Here is a 16,974-nt window from a genome sequence, read left to right as displayed (position 1 = left end):
CCTTTGTTTTGAAAATGAGGGGTGAAATTTGGGGAAGGGGGGAGCAATAACGGTCTGTTCCCCCCATATATCCCACAATCTCATAACTTGATGGACCGAAGAATGCCATAAATACCGTTCAAACCTCCAATAGGTACAAACTTGACCATAACCGATTCTTGACCTGGAGCAATCATGTCCGCAGGGATTTCAAATATTTTCTCATAGAATCCCCGTTTTCTCTCATCCGCTAAGGTTTCGGTTATTAACAGTTTCCCGTCAATCCAGATCTCCAAGCTTATGTCCTTGAGCCAATTGCTGAAGGTTACCAACAAACCATTCCTTTGTCCGGCCGATACCTTTAATTCATAACTGAACCACCCGTCAGGATCAGCTCTTCTGCCATTCAGCCCCTCAAAGCTGCCGGCATGAGTAAGCTCCCCTTTAACCTGATGCTCCAGTTCATATTGGTCATTGCCTACTTGTACACTATCGATAGTAGCTTCTCTGATGAGCTGCTCTTGCTTGTTTTTCTCCAGATGCTCCAGTAAATCCTCCGAACCGGCCTCAACAAATTTCCAATAAATCCCGTATCTTTCACTATGCTGCTTATAGTGAGGCGTAAAGATCAGATGATCGTCCTCATCCGTATTTCGGAGCACAAAGGATAATTCGCCATTCTTGCGAACGAAATGCTGATCGAATCCATCTAACCACTCCTGGACACGCATACCTTGAGGGATGATAAAGTCTTTCACGAGCATTCGTTTGGTCGGAATGCTTACGATAACGCCTGTCCTGGATTCGACCAAATCGTCTGTGCCTAATGCGGCGCTTAATACCACTGGACCGTACCTAAATCCGACCACATGCGGCGCATCCGGCAAGGAGGAGAAAGATGCTTTCATCGGGATTTGGATCTGCACGGTGTCGCCGTTCTTCCAAACCCGTTCGATTAACGCATAACCATTCCTGACCTGCGGTTGAACGGCTCTGCCATTCACAGCAACCGCCATCTCGCCTGCAGCCCAATAAGGAACACGCAAATAAATGGACAAATGCTGCTCCTGCTGATCGGTCGTTTCAACGGACAGATGAGCCGTATCGGTGAACGGGAGATCCGTTGTTTGTATCATCCTCACCTTCTGTTCCGACCAGTCCAGCCGACTGCTGACATATTGATTCACGTACAACCGCTGGTCCAGTTGGAAATAGATACTGTCGTTCAATTTCGTGAAGCTTTCCATGCCCGTGCCGGTACAGCACCAAAAATGCTCGAACGGCGAGCTATAAACCTTGAAATACCCCGTTGCCATCGGCTGAAAATACATCGTCATTCCGGTGTCCGGATGCTGGGAGGACAGAATGGCGTTCACATAGGTAGTCTCGTAAAAATCAGCGTATTTGACATCCTGCGTAAGCTTGAACAGCTCCCTCGTCAGCTTCAGCATATTATAGCTGTTGCAGGTTTCGCATGTGATGTCGTTGCGTCTGGCATCCAGAAGATCAGGCTCGCCAAAATGCTCGGATTCGCTGTTTCCGCCTGTGATGTAGCTATGGTGATACACCACCATATCCCAGAAACTTGCGGCAGCCTCCCGATAAAACACTTCGCTTTCTCCCAATGTCAGATAACGATTCAAGGCTCCTACGAATTTGGGAATCATCGTGTTGGCATGTTTACCCTTTAAGATGTCCTTGCCTTCCCGGATTGCCTCAAACAAGCTAAGCTCATCAAATTGATGGGCTGCTTCCAAGTGGCGGTTATTTCCCGTCAATTTGAACAGGTTGTAGAGACAATCGTTCATACCGCCATATTCCACAGCCAGTACGGTAGCCTGTAATTCCTTGGTCCATCTGGAGGTCCGGTCCGCGACCCAATTCCCGAGTTTATTCACAACGTCATAGGCTGTTTGGATTCGAGTCCCTTCATAGACGTCGATCAGACCGGCGATTATTTTATGCATCGTATACCACGGAACCCAGGCTGGCTTCCTGTTCTCCACATGATCGAACAGCGTTTCCGGAAATGCCGACAAGTACCCGCTTTCCAGCTGACAGACAGATAATTCAGCCACAATATAATTCAATTTTGCAAGCAGATCCGCACGCTGATTCTGCGAATAAGCTTGAGCACAGGCGGTAAGATAGTGGCCTAATGTATGGCCTCTGATCTCCGTATTTTCCCATCCGGGATATATCTGGGCTTTGACCGGCAATCCTGCGACTTCACGAAAACCAACCAGCAGTCGATCCGCATCATAGCTCGTCAAATAAGTCATTTCCTTCTCGAATGCATTCACATGATAGGCTCCGGTCAACTCCACCCGGTTCATGCCAATATCCTTCAAAACCCCCATGCTCGGCACAGCTCCCTTCATATCCAATCCCTCCATAAAATATTGACTTTCTCTGAAGGAGACTATATCAAGCTTAGTCTCTTCTACCTCCATGGTAAATAACAGAAGGTTGGATTTTGTGTCAAAAAGGAAGTGTTTCATCACGTCTGCATTTCTGCTACTCTGTTCATAAGCCAAGTGAAAAAAGTCTGAAGGGGCAGGGATCCGTTCTTATGGTATTGTATCAATTCCGTGTGGATGAACCGGTAGTCATGGATATGACAGGAAAATTCATTTCGCCGACTCCCGAGTGGAAGCACATGAACCGAGTATTAATGAATTATGAGGTATTCATTCAGACCCGCGGAACGATGTACATCTCTTGCGGCACAGAGCGCTTCGCCCTAAGAGAAGGGGAATACCTGATTATGCCTCCCCGCTCTCAACAAATTGGCTACCAAGAGTCTGACTGCAGCTTTTATTGGTTGCATTTTTCGACGCATGGGCATGAAACGATTCAAGACGCCGCTTTCGAGCATGTATACGAACCGGGAGTTATCGTCCTTCCTCAAACAGGCGCGCTGCGCAGTCCCGAAAAGCTCATTGTGATGCTGAAGCAATTGCAGGATTCCATTCGCAGCTACAGGGAGCAGACCTTAAACAATTACTTGACCACCAGCATTTTGTGCGAGATTTACAATCAGATGTTTTTGGTTCAAAACCAATCTAAAAAGCTGCTGAAACAGCAGCTTTACAATGATGTCATGGACTATATCAAATGGAATCGGCAAGAGAATATAAGAGTCATACAACTTGCTAAACATTTTGGTTATAACGCCAAACATTTCTCCAGCTTATTTTCTTCTATGGCGGGTGTTTCCTTAAAACAATTCATCATGCAAGAAAAGATGGAGGTGGCCAAATTTCTGCTGACGGATACGAATCAAAAGATTACTGAGATTTCTATGCAGCTGGGTTTTCCAGATAGTCATTCATTTACTAAATCATTCAAGAAAATAACAAGCCTGACTCCTACGGATTACCGGAATGCTTACGCAAACAGATTGCTTTATTATAAATAATGAATGGCAACCTTCGACTTGATGTAGAGGAGCGAAATCATGAATAAACACATACCTGGATTTCAACACAACACAGTATTTGCTGAGAAGAAAGTTACATGGTTGGAACTATTTTACGATCTGCTTTTTGTAGCGGCAGTTTCAAAAGCGAGTCATGTTTTGTTGCATGTCGAATCTGGTTTAATACCCGTGGAATACTTAATCAAGTTCGTTCTCATATTTGTTCCGATCTGGTGGGCTTGGGTGGGTCAATCCCTCTTTGTAAATCGGTTTGGACAAGATAGCCTGTCACACCGAATTTTTCTGATTGTACAACTATTTTTTGTATTAATCATGACGGCCAGCCTATCGGTTAATTTTGACCAAAACTATGTTCCATTCTTAATAGGCTATGTTGGGTTAAGAGCTATGACCGCCATTCAATATCTTTTAGTACATAAAAAAGAAGAAGCACATAACAAGACCGCTGCCCGTTACTTAGGGAGTCGCTTTTGGATTGGACTGGTGATATCTTCTTTCTCACTTTTCTTTGACTCGTGGATTCGTTATTTAGTTTTGTATGTTGGCATTATTGTAGATACTATGCTCCCATTAATCGGTCGCAAATACTTGGTGAAAAGCCCCATAAACACCCATCATTTATTGGAACGCTTTTCGTTGTTTACACTCATTCTTTTTGGCGAATCGGTAATCAGCATACTTGAAGTATTGCAGTCTAGTTACTGGACATGGCAATCTATTTTATTTGCGTCAATAACTTTTTTATTAATTATTGCGATGTGGTGGCAATACTTTGATAGTATTGAAAAGAAAGTGAACAAGACAATAGAAACTGCCGGTCAGACAATCATCTACGGCCATTTATTCATTTATTTGTCCATGTGTATGATAGCAGCTTCGATCCAATTGTTATTTTTGAAGCAAGTCAATTATTCATTTATGTTAAGTTTTATTTTCGGATCCGTGCTTCTCTACTTTTTTTCAACCTCGTTGGTCTTCCATAAATATAGACACGCACACTTAAGGCTGGGAATAAATCATTTAGCTTTATTATTAGGGTTACTTGGCGTTTTTTTCACAGTGGATTTGTGGTTCCTTGTACCAAACTACATGATCATTGGAGAATTGATGGTATTCTTTGTTGTATATGCTAAATTAACGACTTGAACTAAACGATAGCTCGATTTCAGTTCATAACAAGGCTTAAACAAACAGCCTTACAGACGAGAGAAGATGGCGGATTGGCAAAGACAAGTTCGTTCCCAAAAGATACAGCTTTAGATAAGGACCTGGCCATCGGCCAGGCTTTTCTTTTCTAATGAGCAGAATCACGGATGCCCGATAAACTTCCGGCGAAAGTTCAGCGGGGAGATGCCTTCTTTGTTCGAGAAGCAGAACGAGAAGTAGGAACCGTGCTGGAAGCCGACTTCCTCGGCGATCCGCGTCATGGACCACTTCGTCTGGATAAGCAGCTTTTTGGCTTGTTCGATGCGATATTGGAGCAGGTAGTCCATTGGCGTGACGCCATATACCTTGAGCATACATTTGGCCAAGTAGTTAGGGTGGTAGTTAAGCTCCTGTTGCAGGAGCGTATTCGTCACTTTTTGGGTATAGGTTTGGCGGATAAACAGTTCGATTTTTTCGGCTAAATGGAATGCCGTTACATCGGACGTGGCGGCCAAATCGCGGTCCACCAGTTGCATGAACTGCTGGAAGACGCCCTGTCTTTTCCAATTGCGAAGTGACCTTGGCTCTTCATCCAACTGGAAAAATTGCTCCAGAATGTCCAGCGCTTTTTCGGATAGCTTCATGAACTTGGGAATGAAAATCGAACAAACCTCGCTGTGATTTAAATAGGCTGTTTGCTTGTGGTTGTCGATAAGAGTACTCTGATTTTCCAAGCAGGCGCTCATGCTGCCGAGTTCATCCCACGCGCCAAACGTCTGGAAATGAATCCAGATGATTTCGGTTTCACAATCACACGGCGTGGAGCCATAGTGACTCGCATCGGGTCTCAGTATGAAGGCTTCACCCTTCTGAATCGTCCACTCCGTCGTTCCTTCCCCTATATGTAAAGTCCCTTTGGTCACCACCATTAAATCAAATACACCGATCTGGTTTCTACTAATATGCTGTTCGCCAACATGGAAAAAAGCGCGTCCGCAATCGATAAAATAAGGCACGGGGGGCGAGATAAAATGGAGAATTGGGGTTGAATTCATTCCTGCACGCTCCTTAGAACAGGTTGTAATTTTTAAAAATGTGGTTGTAAATCGCTATATAATTTCCATATTACACCATGTAGAATAACTATTAAAGCGCTTACCAGAAAGATCATATTTATAAAAAAAGGGGACCAAGTACATGACGAATTTATCTATCTCCAGACCATTTCCTTTGAAGGATGTACGCATCACGGACGCCTTTTGGTCTGATTATATTCGATTGGTCCGGGATGTTGTCGTTCCTTACCAGTGGGAGGCTTTGAACGACCGGGTCGAAGGGGCAGAGCCCAGTCATGCGATTAAAAATTTTAAAATTGCCGCTGGTTTGGAGCAAGGCGAATTTTACGGCATGGTTTTTCAAGACAGCGATGTCGCCAAGTGGTTGGAGGCTGTAAGTTACTTGCTCGAGACGGGCGGAGATTCCGAGCTGGAGCAGTTGGCGGATGAAGTTATCGAGATTATCGCTAAAGCGCAGCAGAAGGACGGCTATCTGAACACCTACTTCACGCTCAAAGAACCGGAGGGCAGATGGACAAATTTAGCGGAATGTCATGAATTGTACTGTGCCGGCCACTTGATTGAAGCGGCGGTTGCGTATTACAAGGCGACGGGCAAACGTAAAATTCTCGATGTCGCCTCTCGTCTGGCTGACTGCATTGACGACGTGTTTGGCTTGGCTCCTGGACAGTTGAATGGATATGACGGCCACCAAGAAATTGAACTGGCGCTCGTGAAGCTATATCACGTCACGCAAAATGAGAAATACTTGCGGCTTAGTCAATTTTTTCTGGATGAAAGAGGTAAGAAGCCCAGCTTTTTTGAAATGGAGTATCAACGCCGCAATGGACGCGTCCATTTTCCAACGTTAGATATGGTCTTCGAACGAACCTATAATCAAGCTCACGTTCCCGTACGGGAGCAGCATACAGCAGAAGGGCATGCGGTGCGCGTCGTCTACATGTGCTCTGGGATGGCGGATGTCGCAGCGGAAACAGGCGATGAGGAGCTGCTCGAAGCATGCCGGAGATTGTGGAGCAATATCGTAAGCAAACGCATGTACATAACGGGGGCTATCGGCTCAATGGCGCAAGGAGAATCCTTTTCTCTCGATTATGACTTGCCAAGCGATACGGCTTATGCGGAGACGTGCGCATCCATTGGACTCATTTTCTTCGCGCAGCGAATGCTGCAGATCGAAGCAAAAAGCGAATACGCAGACGTCATGGAGCTCGCTCTGTACAATACCGTTCTAAGCGGAATGTCTAGCGACGGAAAACGATTCTTCTATGTGAATCCGCTTGAAGTTTGGCCTGATGCCACTCTCAAAAACAAGAATTTGCATCACGTGAAGCCGGAAAGGCAAGGATGGTTCGGATGTGCTTGCTGTCCGCCGAACATCGCTCGTTTGCTCGCTTCGCTAGGGCAGTATATATACGCTGTTCAGGATCGAATCGTTTATGCAAACCTCTTTATCGGAAGTCAGGTGATGCTCGACATTGACGGTATTCAAGTAAGGATCGACCAGCAATCACAATTTCCTTGGCATGGACGGGTTAACTTCGATATCGGTTTCGATCAGGAAAAAGAGGTTGAGTTTACTTTAGCGCTGCGAATTCCCCAATGGTGCCCGGATGCAGCGCTGTTCGTTGAAAGATCGCCCATCGACATTCAGGATATGTATAAGGATGGATACGCATACATCACTAGAAAGTGGCGGTCAGGCGATACCGTAGAGCTTCGGCTGCCTATGCCGGTTAGTCGTATGAAGGGACATCCGGATGTTCGAGAAACTGTTGGTAAAGTCGCGCTTAAGCGGGGCCCGCTCGTATATTGCCTGGAAGAAGCGGATAATGGACCGAATTTGCATCAGATTCTTTTGGATCACCGTTCGGAGCCGGATATCCAAGATGAATCCGACCTACTCGGAGGGATCCAGACGCTATCCGTTCCAGCGAAGCGAATGCGTTCCACCGAATGGGGAGAAAAATGGGGTCAGCAGCTGTATGTGGCAGACGCAGATATTCATCTAGAACCGTTTACGGCCAAGTTTATTCCTTATTATGCTTGGGCGAATCGGGGAATTGGCGAGATGGCGGTCTGGGTCAAAGAGAAGTGAAGGCAGGAATCGGATTTCGGCTTTAACCTGCAAAGGTTTAAGCATATAGGTCAAAGTCATAACGATAAACACTAATTTGGAGGGGTTAACGTGGGAACTTGGAAAAAAGGGTTGAAAGTTAGTACCGTTATACCGTTAGCAGTAGGCTTCATCGTTGGCTGCAGCTCGAACAGCGCACCTTCGTCAACAGGAACGGCAGCGCCGGCAGTAAGTTCGCCTGCAAGCACGGCGGCAGCGACGACTAAAGCGCCTGACAGTGGCGGAGAGAAGGTCACGATCCGCTTCACCGACTGGGCGAACAACGAAGAAGCGAAATCGACACGTGTTAGCTTGGACGCCTTTGAGAAGGCGCATCCTAATATCAAAGTCGATTACCAGAACGTTGCTTTAGCAGAGTTCGGCGCCAAACTTAGCGCGATGGCAGCGTCGGGTACACTCCCTGACATCTCGACCATGCTGGAAGCGCAAGCGCTGAAATATGCCGAATCGGGTATTTTGATGGATTTGTCCCCCTATTACAAAGACGGCTCCGTGACACCTAAGTTGGAAAGCAACAAGTTCGTATCGCCAGACGGCAAGCTGCTCGGCTACAGTGTAGCGAATGAAATCATTCTTCTCCACTACAACAAAGACATGTTCGACGAAGCAAAGATTCCGTACCCGCCGGCCGAGACCGAGAAAGCTTGGACGTGGGATCAAATGCTTGATGTTGCCAGAAAATTGACGAAAGATAAAAATGGCAAGCACCCGGGCGAAGCCGGATTCGACGTCAAAAATATCGTACAATACGGCATTAACGTCAGCCATAGTGCAGACTTCTTCTGGACGCCGTTTGCGATCTCCAATGGCGGCGGCGAGGCGAGCCAAGACGGTAAGCAGTTGCTCCTCGATAAGCCTGAAACGATCGAAGCGATTCAAAAAGTCGCAGATCTAGCCAATGTGGAGCACGTATCACCTACAGCTGCTCAATCCTCCGGTCTGCCTGGCGACGTAGGGCAACTTCTCCTTTCCAAAAAAGTCGCCATGGTCACTTCCGGTCAATGGGAGCTTGTCAACATTAATCCACAGCTAAAAAACGGACTTAAGAACGGTATTGGCGTTCTGCCTATTTTCAAAAAGCCGGCAACGACGAACACAGGAACGCCAATGGTTGTTTACAAAAGCTCGAAGCATCCGCAGGAAACAATCGAGTTGTACAAATGGTTGATGGATACGGAGAAAAACATAGCGAACATCGACAGCGGCGTATGGATGCCGACAGAGATGAGCTGGTACACGGATGCGGACAAAATCAAACGCTGGACGCAATCGCCGGTTCACCCGCCTGAATACAAAACTGCGGTTATCGACTACGCTTTGAAAGCGACATATCCGACGCCTTGGTTCTTCCTGCCGACTTACAGCCGCATCGGCGATGTGCTCAATCCGGGACTTGATCCGGTATGGTTGGGTACCAAATCAGCTAAGGATGCGATCACAGAGATGATGCCGAAAATTAAGCCAATCTTTGAGAGCGGCAAAGCGAACTAATAGCTGCTATAGGAGCTCAGGGGCAAGGCGACGATTGATGTCTTGCTCCTGTGTACATCTCTGCTCTCACGAAAACTCAGCCAATGCTTACGAAGTTAGCTTTACTAAAGCATAGCTCTTAGGAGGTACCCGATCATGTCCAGAGATCAGTCAGCGAGTTTCAAAAGCCTTAAACGGCAGCAAGTGATCGTTGGATACCTTTGTATTCTGCCAGCGATCCTCGGGCTAATCATTTTCACTTTAGGCCCGCTGCTGTACAGCTTATATTTAAGCTTTACGGATTGGACGATTTTGAAGCCTAAGTCATGGGTAGGCTTAGATAATTACCGTCACATTTTCACAGACGATTTATTTTTCTTCGATTCGCTCAAAGCGACCGCTTATTACTCCATCGGCTCGGTCATCGCATCCATTGTGTTCTGCTTTATCGTCGCGTTGTTTCTGAATCAACCAATAAAGGGAAGAGCGGCTTTCCGTGCGATTTTTTATTTGCCGTCGATTATTCCGGTGTTAGCGAGCAGCATTATATGGCTGTGGTTATACAATCCTGATTTTGGCATCATTAATCATTTGCTCAGTTTCGTTGGTATCGACAAACTTATGTGGGTAAACAGCCCGGATACATCCGTTTTGTCCATGATTATCATCGCCGTTTGGGGCTCAGGTAACGTGATTGTCATTTTTTTGGCTGGACTGCAGGATGTCCCGACCCATTTGCTTGAAGCGGTCGAAATCGATGGCGGAGGCTGGTGGCAAAAGCTGCGTTCCGTTACGATTCCGCTTATGTCGCCGATCATTTTCTATAACGTTATTCTTGGGTTTGTGAACTCCATTACGGCCTTTACGCAAGCGTATGCGATGACGCAAGGCGGTCCCGAGAATTCCACGTTGTTCTACGCCTTTTACATTTATCGGGAAGCGTTCCAACGACAGAACATGGGCTATGCCTGCGCACTGGCTTGGGTGCTGTTCGTCATCGTCGCGTTTTTCACCTATTTGCTGTTCAAGTCCTCATCCGGTTGGGTGCATTACGAAGGAGGGAAAAAATAATGACCTACCGTTTAAGAGGAAGAATCGCAACTTATACGGTTTTACTGATCTTATCGATCATCGTATTTTTTCCAATGTACTGGATTATTCGCTCTTCCCTATTGAATTTACAAGAGATTCTGGAGTTTCCGCCGGCCTGGTTTCCATACGCGTTCCGCGTTGATAACTACAGCGAAGTGATGGAGCGGATCAACTTTACAAAGTATTTCCTCAATACGTTCATGATTATCGTGCCTGTGCTAGTCGGGGTTGGTCTTACAGCCAGCTTAACGGCCTTTGGCTTCGCTAGACTGGAGTTTCCTCTAAAAAACTTCTGGTTCTCGCTCATCATTATGACCATCCTTCTGCCAAGCATTGTTACGTTGGTGCCTACGTACATCGGGTGGTCTAAATTACAGCTGACCAATTCGTATTGGCCGCTTATTATTCCGGCATTTTTCGGAGGGGGTGCCTTCAATATCTTCCTGCTGCGACAATTTCTCATGACCATTCCGAAAGAATTGGATGAATCGGCGGTTATTGACGGAGCCGGGTATTTTACCATTTACCGCAAAATCATTCTTCCTCTTATCAAGCCTGCTATCGTTGTTGTCCTGTTGTTTACATTTGTTGGGGTATGGAATGACTTTCTAGGGCAGCTCGTCTATTTAAATGATGCCAAAAAATATACGGTATCGCTGGGGTTATCCACACTGCGCGGGGCGAATAACACGCCAATGAATTTGCTGATGGCTGGAACTGCCATTATGGTCATGCCTGCCGTCATCGTGTTCCTTTTCGGACAGCGGTATTTTATCGAAGGGATTGCTACTACTGGGATAAAAGGTTAGCGTAACTACATCTAAATTGGAGGTAACCAGGATGGAAGTAACGGAATCACGGAGGCCGGATATGTACAGGTTAAGAGTAAGAAAGCTTCTTATGCTGCCGATTATACTTTTTTTGACTGCAATGTTTTTGTGTTTCCTATCTTCGGCGGCATCTGCCGAATCTCTTGCGGACAATCTATCCAATGATATTTTTGAGATACAGACAGGAACTCATGGTGAAATCACTTCTTTGAAGTTAAAAGGGGATGTATTCCCGACGGAATATGTGATGAATCCAACCAACGCTCCAAACCAGAATACGCCCGACCATCAATGGCTCGGTGAACTGATGTTTACATACAAGCTTGGAAGCGGGGAATGGACGAAGGCCTGGACAAGTAAGTCCGACGACGGAAGAACAATAACAAAGAGTGGGGATGAAATTACTGTCACCTATGAAAACGCTTCAAACTCCGAGGGGATCCGAAATTTTAAAGTTATTGAAAAGTATGCTTTGGTGGACGACTATGTCAAATGGACCATTGCTGTTGAAAACACGAGTAACCAGACGCTAGAGATCGGGGACCTTGGCCTTCCTTTGCCGTTTAATGAACTATGGCAGGCGCCGAATGACCGCATTTATGAAACTAGAGTTTTGAATCATTCGTTTGTCGGTAATAACAGCTCGTATATCACGATTCAAAGACCAAGCGGTATCGGTCCTTCCATGCTTTTGGTTCCTGATGCGGCGACAGGCGCCGGCTTTGAATATCAAGACCGCTGGAAGCAAGAGGAGCATCCGGGCAGCAACTGGACGAATGATACGGCAGGCTGGGTGGAAGGATTGAATGTTTACTATATCCATTCCAACGTGATCAAGAGTACCAACAAGGGGTACCTCCCGAATACAAGCCTGATTCTCGCTCCGAACGAGAGCAAATCTTATGCTTTTAAGTTTTTTAAAACAGCGGACGATAACGATGTGAAAGCCAAGCTCTATGACGAAGGCCTTGTTGACGTAACCGTTGTGCCGGGGATGATTTTTGCAACGAACATGAAGGCCAAGATCGATTTGCATACGTTTAAAGACATCACTTCCGTTACCGCACAGTATCCTTCTGAGACAACGGTCACTTATCTGAATACGGCCCATGCCAACCACAAGATTTATGAGCTGACACTAGGTCATCTAGGACAGAATGATATTACGGTTCAATATGGAAACGGGGAAAAAACGGTCCTGCAATTTTATGCGATTGAGCCTATTGATGCCGCATTGCAGAGACATTCCACTTTTATGGTAGAAAAGACGCAGTACAATGATCCTGGAAGCATTAGAGATAAGGTTTTTGACGATTGGATGATGCAAAATAAAACGACCAGAAACCGATTTAACGGTTATTGGGGATGGGGCGATGACTGGGGGTTAACGCACGGACAATTTTTGGCCGAAAAGAACTCGCAGGTCCCGGTTGCGTCGGAAGTTAAAGCGGTAGATGACTATTTGGAGACAGCCGTTTGGACTAATTTGATGAATGGACATCATGAGGATTATTTGGTTCCTGATTTCTTAATGAATCAGCCAAATACAACGCCGACATATCGTGGCTACGCGTACCCGCATATTTATAATACGTACTTCAGCATGTATAAGATTGCCAAAATGTATCCTGATCTTGTGCCGTATAAGCACACGAAAGAAGAGTATCTTCTGCGGACGTACAATATTTTTAAAGCCCTATATGATGGTCCGGTTGCGTACAACTGGGAGACGGGTCTTATGGGAGAGCTGACGACGCCTGATATTATCAAAGCCCTGCAGGACGAGGGATTCACGGCTGAAGCGAATGATCTCATCGCTAAGATGGCTACGAAGTATAACAATTTTAAAAACACGACATATCCGTATGGTTCTGAATACAGCTATGATAATACCGGGGAAGAAGCGGTTTATACGTTAGCTAAAATGAACAACAATACGACGATGATGAGCAAAATTATTGCAAAAACAAGAGCCGATCGCGGGCAAATGCCGATCTGGTATTATTATGCGGACCCGGTGACGATAACGGGTGAGAACTGGTGGAATTTTCAGTACTCGACTTCACTCGCCGGTTATACGATGGATGACTGGATTCGCCATCATTCCGCAGCGCCTGAGGTAGAACAGCGGCTATCTTACGCTGCCAAAATGGCCAATATCAGTGCGATTAACTCAGGCCAGATTAGTTCAGACCCTGCGAACATCGGCGCATCTTCATGGACATATCAAGCGGAAAAAGGAAACTACGGCGCTATGGGACTAGATGGCGGCCCTCTTTTTAACGGGTGGAGAGGGATGACGGGCGAGTCCGATTTAGGCTTGTTCGGAGCCATCAAGATTCTGAGCAGTGATGTGGCGATTGATCCGATTTTCGGGTTAACGGGATATGGCGCAGATGTAACGGAAAGCGGATCGAACTACGTCATTACGCCAAAAGACGGCGTGTTCAAGCGTATAAATCTGATCACCGAAAAGCTTAACTTAGAGCTGGATCGAGATCAGTTTGTGAATGCAACAATCGCGAAGAGCAAGAACTTCGTTCACCTGGACATGAAAAACGTAACGCCCGGTACGCCGCATCAAACAAAAATTGCGTTCACGGGACTTAAAAAAGCGACCTACGATATCTTCGTCGATGGTGTGCATCAAGTTAAATTGAATGCCTATGGCTCTCAAGCAACGCTTACGATTAATGCTGGCACGGCAGCAGCTTATACAGTTGAGCTTCAAGAAGGAATTAAGGATGCGAATACAGCTCCGATCGTGAATGCTGGTGCCGATCAGTCAATTATTTTGCCGGACGATATTAGCTTAAAAGGGACGGCTAGTGACGATGATCTTCCTGATGGTACGTTAACAGCTGCTTGGAGCTTGGTGAGCGGACCAGGTACGGCAACGTTTGCTGACGCTGGTGCATTGAATACGACGGCAACCGTATCCACTGCCGGGGATTATGTATTCAAGCTGCAAGTAAGCGACTCGGAACTATCTTCCGAAGATACCGTTAAAGTGACGGTAGCGCCTGCGCCGCCATTGCCTCCGGTTATCGTACAATATTCATTTAATGAGACAAGCGGAACTACAGCCTCCGATTCAACAGGCAATGGCATGGATGGAGCTCTGAAAGGTTCGGCCACATGGGTTCAAGGCAAGCAAGACAACGGATTGCAGTTAAACGGCACGGATAGTTATGTGAAAATGCCTGCGGGCATCCTGAGTCGCGTACATGATATTACGATTGCAACTTGGGTGAAGGCAAACAAATTGGGTAACTATGCAAGAATATTCGACTTCGGAAGCGGAACAAATACGTATATGTACCTGTCGCCGAAAGTAGGCGGTGGAGGGATGAAGTTTGGCATCACAACGACCGGAAATGGGCCGGGTCAAGAACAGGTCATCAATGCACCGGCACTCCCTACGGGCGTATGGAAACATGTGGCGTTCACCCTCTCCGGAAAAACCGGGATTCTATATGTCGATGGCGTGCAGGTTGGAATCAACACAAACATCACGCTCGATCCTTCGAGCTTAGGGAAAACGATCAATAATTACATCGGAAAATCCCAGTTCGCCGATCCTTATTTGGATGGCATTGTAGATGACTTCCGAATCTATAGCAGTGCGCTTAGTGCGGCGGATATCGCTTCACTCGCGGCCCCGCCTTTTGATGATATCGTTTCTTTAGATGAAGTCAATCTTACTACACAGGAGAAAGTTGCACCCAAATTACCGCAAACCGTAACCGCTCATTTGAAAAATGCCAGCACCATTGACGTTCCGGTTACATGGGAGGCTATCGATCCTGCCCGATATGCCTCAAAAGGCAATGCATTCACAGTAACGGGTACTGTGGTCGGATCTACGACTTTGAAGACAACAGCGAATATTGTTGTAACTGGAGTCCAATTGGATCCGTTCCCTTCACTGGTTACACGGTACAAATTTGACGAGACAAACGGCAGCAATGTTGCCGATGCATCTGGAAACGGACATGATGGAACGACGAAAGGATCACTGGTATGGGAACCGAACGGCCATCAGAACGGCGCTTTAACCTTTAGCGGCACAAGCGGAAATTACGTAGATTTAGGCAGGAGCAGTGACTTGCAGCCGAGTAAAGTTACACTATCCTATTGGATTAAACGGACGGCAAGCATGGGCAGCAATGAGAACATATTATTGTGGTTCAAGCCGGAGAACGATTATGCGGCCAATGGATTTTTTGTTACTTATAACGGCGATGTCTCCAGCTTGGTTATGGTCGACGGAACGGGTAATTTCTTTGTGAAATCGGCGCCGGATGATTTCCTTCCTTTGAACGAATGGACCAACGTAGTGTTCACCTTCGATTCGGAGACCAAGGCAGCGGCGATTTACAAGAATGGTATCGCACAAGAGATTGATACAGACGGTGATCTTAATTCCATAACCGCTACTTCTGATATTAAGAAAATCGGCGTATCCGGCTATGGCAATGGAGCGCAGCTGAATGCAACGCTAGATGATTTCCGGATTTATAACGGTGCCATGACAGCGAAACAAGTAAAAGCTCTTTATGACGGTAAAGATGTGCAAAGCGTTCAGCCTGTTGCGGTTTCGACTTCTATCGGCACGGCCCCGGTGCTGCCTGATACGGTTGCGATCATCTACGAAAACGCAAGTCAGGGCACCGCAGATGTTAGTTGGGATGCGATTGATCCGACGAAGTATGCACAGAGCGGTACATTTCAGGTAAATGGCAAAGTGGATGGAACATCGATTAAAGCCGTAGCGAACGTAACGGTCAAGAGCCCCATTCCGGCAACGAGAGCTGTTCTAACACCATCTCAGCCCGATGGACGGAACGGATGGTACATACATCCGGTTACGGTAAACCTTATTGCCGACAATCAGTCAGGTGGAATATTGACGAAGTATAATCTAGATGGTGGGGGAACATGGCAAACCTATACGGGACCCATTACCATGAATCAGGATGGTAAGTATAACCTGAGCTACCGTTCGTCAGACAATGCCGGCAACGTAGAAGCCGTGAAGACAGTCAGCTTTAATCTGGATGTAGTTGCACCAACAATCGGCATTTCTGGATTAGTGGAAAATAGTAACCTTGGCGATGCTGGGGATATTTCGCCTATGTTTTCACTGAACGACGGCATGTCGGGGGTTGACAACAGTAGGACTACTGTAACGCTGGATACGTATTCTTTCCGGGTAGGTACGACTATCCCGCTTTATATGCTGCCTCTTGGCTCGCATACATTTCATGTGGTTTCGAGCGACTTGGCTGGGAACACGGCTAGCGCCACAGTGACGTTTCAGACGACGACAAGCGTTGACGCTTTAAAGGCATTGGTCATTCGCTTTACCAAGAATAACTGGATCGATAATGCCGGAATTGCCAATAGCTTGCAAAAGAAATTGGATAAAGGCAATGTGGAGAGTTTCGTGAGCGAGGTACAGGCGCAAGCAGGTAAACATGTCTCAAGCGAAGCTGCAACTTACTTGCTTCGAGATGCTCAAGCTCTAATAAATAAGAAATAAGTATCTGGAGAGACTTAAACGCAAAAGGACCGTCAGAGTAGACCGAGGCCACTGAAAAAGTTGTACAGTGGCCTTGGAAAACCCTGACGGTTTTTCGTTTTACGTCGGGGTTTGATCGCAGCCATGCGTCGGCTCTACAACTCGCGCCCAGGATTCGCGTTAGGCGTCCGTCACTTTCTGCTGATTTCGCCTTTAGAGATCCGATGGTCGCTATTAGCGACCGAAGAGACGCTAAAAAGGGAGGAATCCCCGTCTAG

Annotated in this window: 9 protein-coding genes and 1 pseudogene; 8 read left to right on the top strand and 2 right to left on the bottom strand. The window is 46.5% G+C overall.

The genetic code is table 11. The features are described from left to right. Positions 1-80: 80 nt before the first annotated feature. Positions 81-2,360 carry a beta-L-arabinofuranosidase domain-containing protein gene (locus tag ACFQZT_RS04810; protein WP_379297080.1) on the bottom strand — a complete coding sequence of 760 codons (2,280 nt, stop codon included), beginning with the start codon at positions 2,358-2,360 and terminating at the stop codon, positions 81-83. 191 nt (positions 2,361-2,551) lie between these two features. On the opposite strand from ACFQZT_RS04810, the gene ACFQZT_RS04805 reads away from it, so the two are divergent. Beyond that, positions 2,552-3,400: a helix-turn-helix transcriptional regulator gene (locus tag ACFQZT_RS04805; protein WP_379297078.1), complete on the top strand. Its 849-nt coding sequence runs from the start codon at positions 2,552-2,554 to the stop codon at positions 3,398-3,400. Positions 3,401-3,439: 39 nt separating this feature from the next. After that, entirely contained in the window at positions 3,440-4,567 is a 1,128-nt protein-coding gene (locus ACFQZT_RS04800; RefSeq protein ID WP_379297075.1) for a low temperature requirement protein A, read from the top strand. A gap of 161 nt (positions 4,568-4,728) precedes the next feature. Here ACFQZT_RS04800 and ACFQZT_RS04795 read toward each other — a convergent pair whose 3' ends face one another. After that, positions 4,729-5,622 (bottom strand): AraC family transcriptional regulator, encoded by an 894-nt coding sequence (locus tag ACFQZT_RS04795; RefSeq protein ID WP_379297073.1) that lies wholly within the window; start codon positions 5,620-5,622, stop codon positions 4,729-4,731. Positions 5,623-5,764: 142 nt separating this feature from the next. Here ACFQZT_RS04795 and ACFQZT_RS04790 point away from each other — a divergent pair, with 142 nt between their 5' ends. The 6 genes and pseudogenes from ACFQZT_RS04790 (at position 5,765) to ACFQZT_RS04765 (ending at position 16,717) form a co-directional block, all read left to right on the top strand. Continuing rightward, positions 5,765-7,741 carry a glycoside hydrolase family 127 protein gene (locus ACFQZT_RS04790; RefSeq protein ID WP_379297071.1) on the top strand — a complete coding sequence of 659 codons (1,977 nt, stop codon included), beginning with the start codon at positions 5,765-5,767 and terminating at the stop codon, positions 7,739-7,741. Between the two features lie 90 nt (positions 7,742-7,831). Next, complete coding sequence (locus tag ACFQZT_RS04785; protein ID WP_379297069.1) at positions 7,832-9,271, top strand: ABC transporter substrate-binding protein; 1,440 nt, start codon at positions 7,832-7,834, stop codon at positions 9,269-9,271. 135 nt (positions 9,272-9,406) lie between these two features. Further along, positions 9,407-10,321 carry a carbohydrate ABC transporter permease gene (locus tag ACFQZT_RS04780; RefSeq protein ID WP_379297067.1) on the top strand — a complete coding sequence of 305 codons (915 nt, stop codon included), beginning with the start codon at positions 9,407-9,409 and terminating at the stop codon, positions 10,319-10,321. Continuing rightward, entirely contained in the window at positions 10,321-11,151 is an 831-nt protein-coding gene (locus tag ACFQZT_RS04775) for a carbohydrate ABC transporter permease (RefSeq protein WP_379297065.1), read from the top strand. Before ACFQZT_RS04780 ends, ACFQZT_RS04775 begins: the two co-directional genes overlap by 1 nt. Positions 11,152-11,272: 121 nt before the next feature. Continuing rightward, positions 11,273-15,070: pseudogene (locus tag ACFQZT_RS04770) on the top strand (DUF5695 domain-containing protein); the annotation flags it as partial. Beyond that, the gene (locus tag ACFQZT_RS04765) at positions 15,044-16,717 is read left to right on the top strand and encodes an OmpL47-type beta-barrel domain-containing protein (RefSeq protein WP_379297961.1); all 1,674 of its coding nucleotides are present in this window, start codon (positions 15,044-15,046) and stop codon (positions 16,715-16,717) included. The pseudogene ACFQZT_RS04770 and the gene ACFQZT_RS04765, both read left to right, overlap by 27 nt. Positions 16,718-16,974 lie beyond the last annotated feature (257 nt).

Origin of the sequence: Paenibacillus sp. GCM10027628, assembly GCF_042676385.1 — a bacterium.
Taxonomy (GTDB): Bacteria; Bacillota; Bacilli; order Paenibacillales; family NBRC-103111; genus Paenibacillus_E.
Note: the sequence above shows the minus strand (reverse complement) of the source record. Positions and strands in the feature narration are given on the sequence as shown.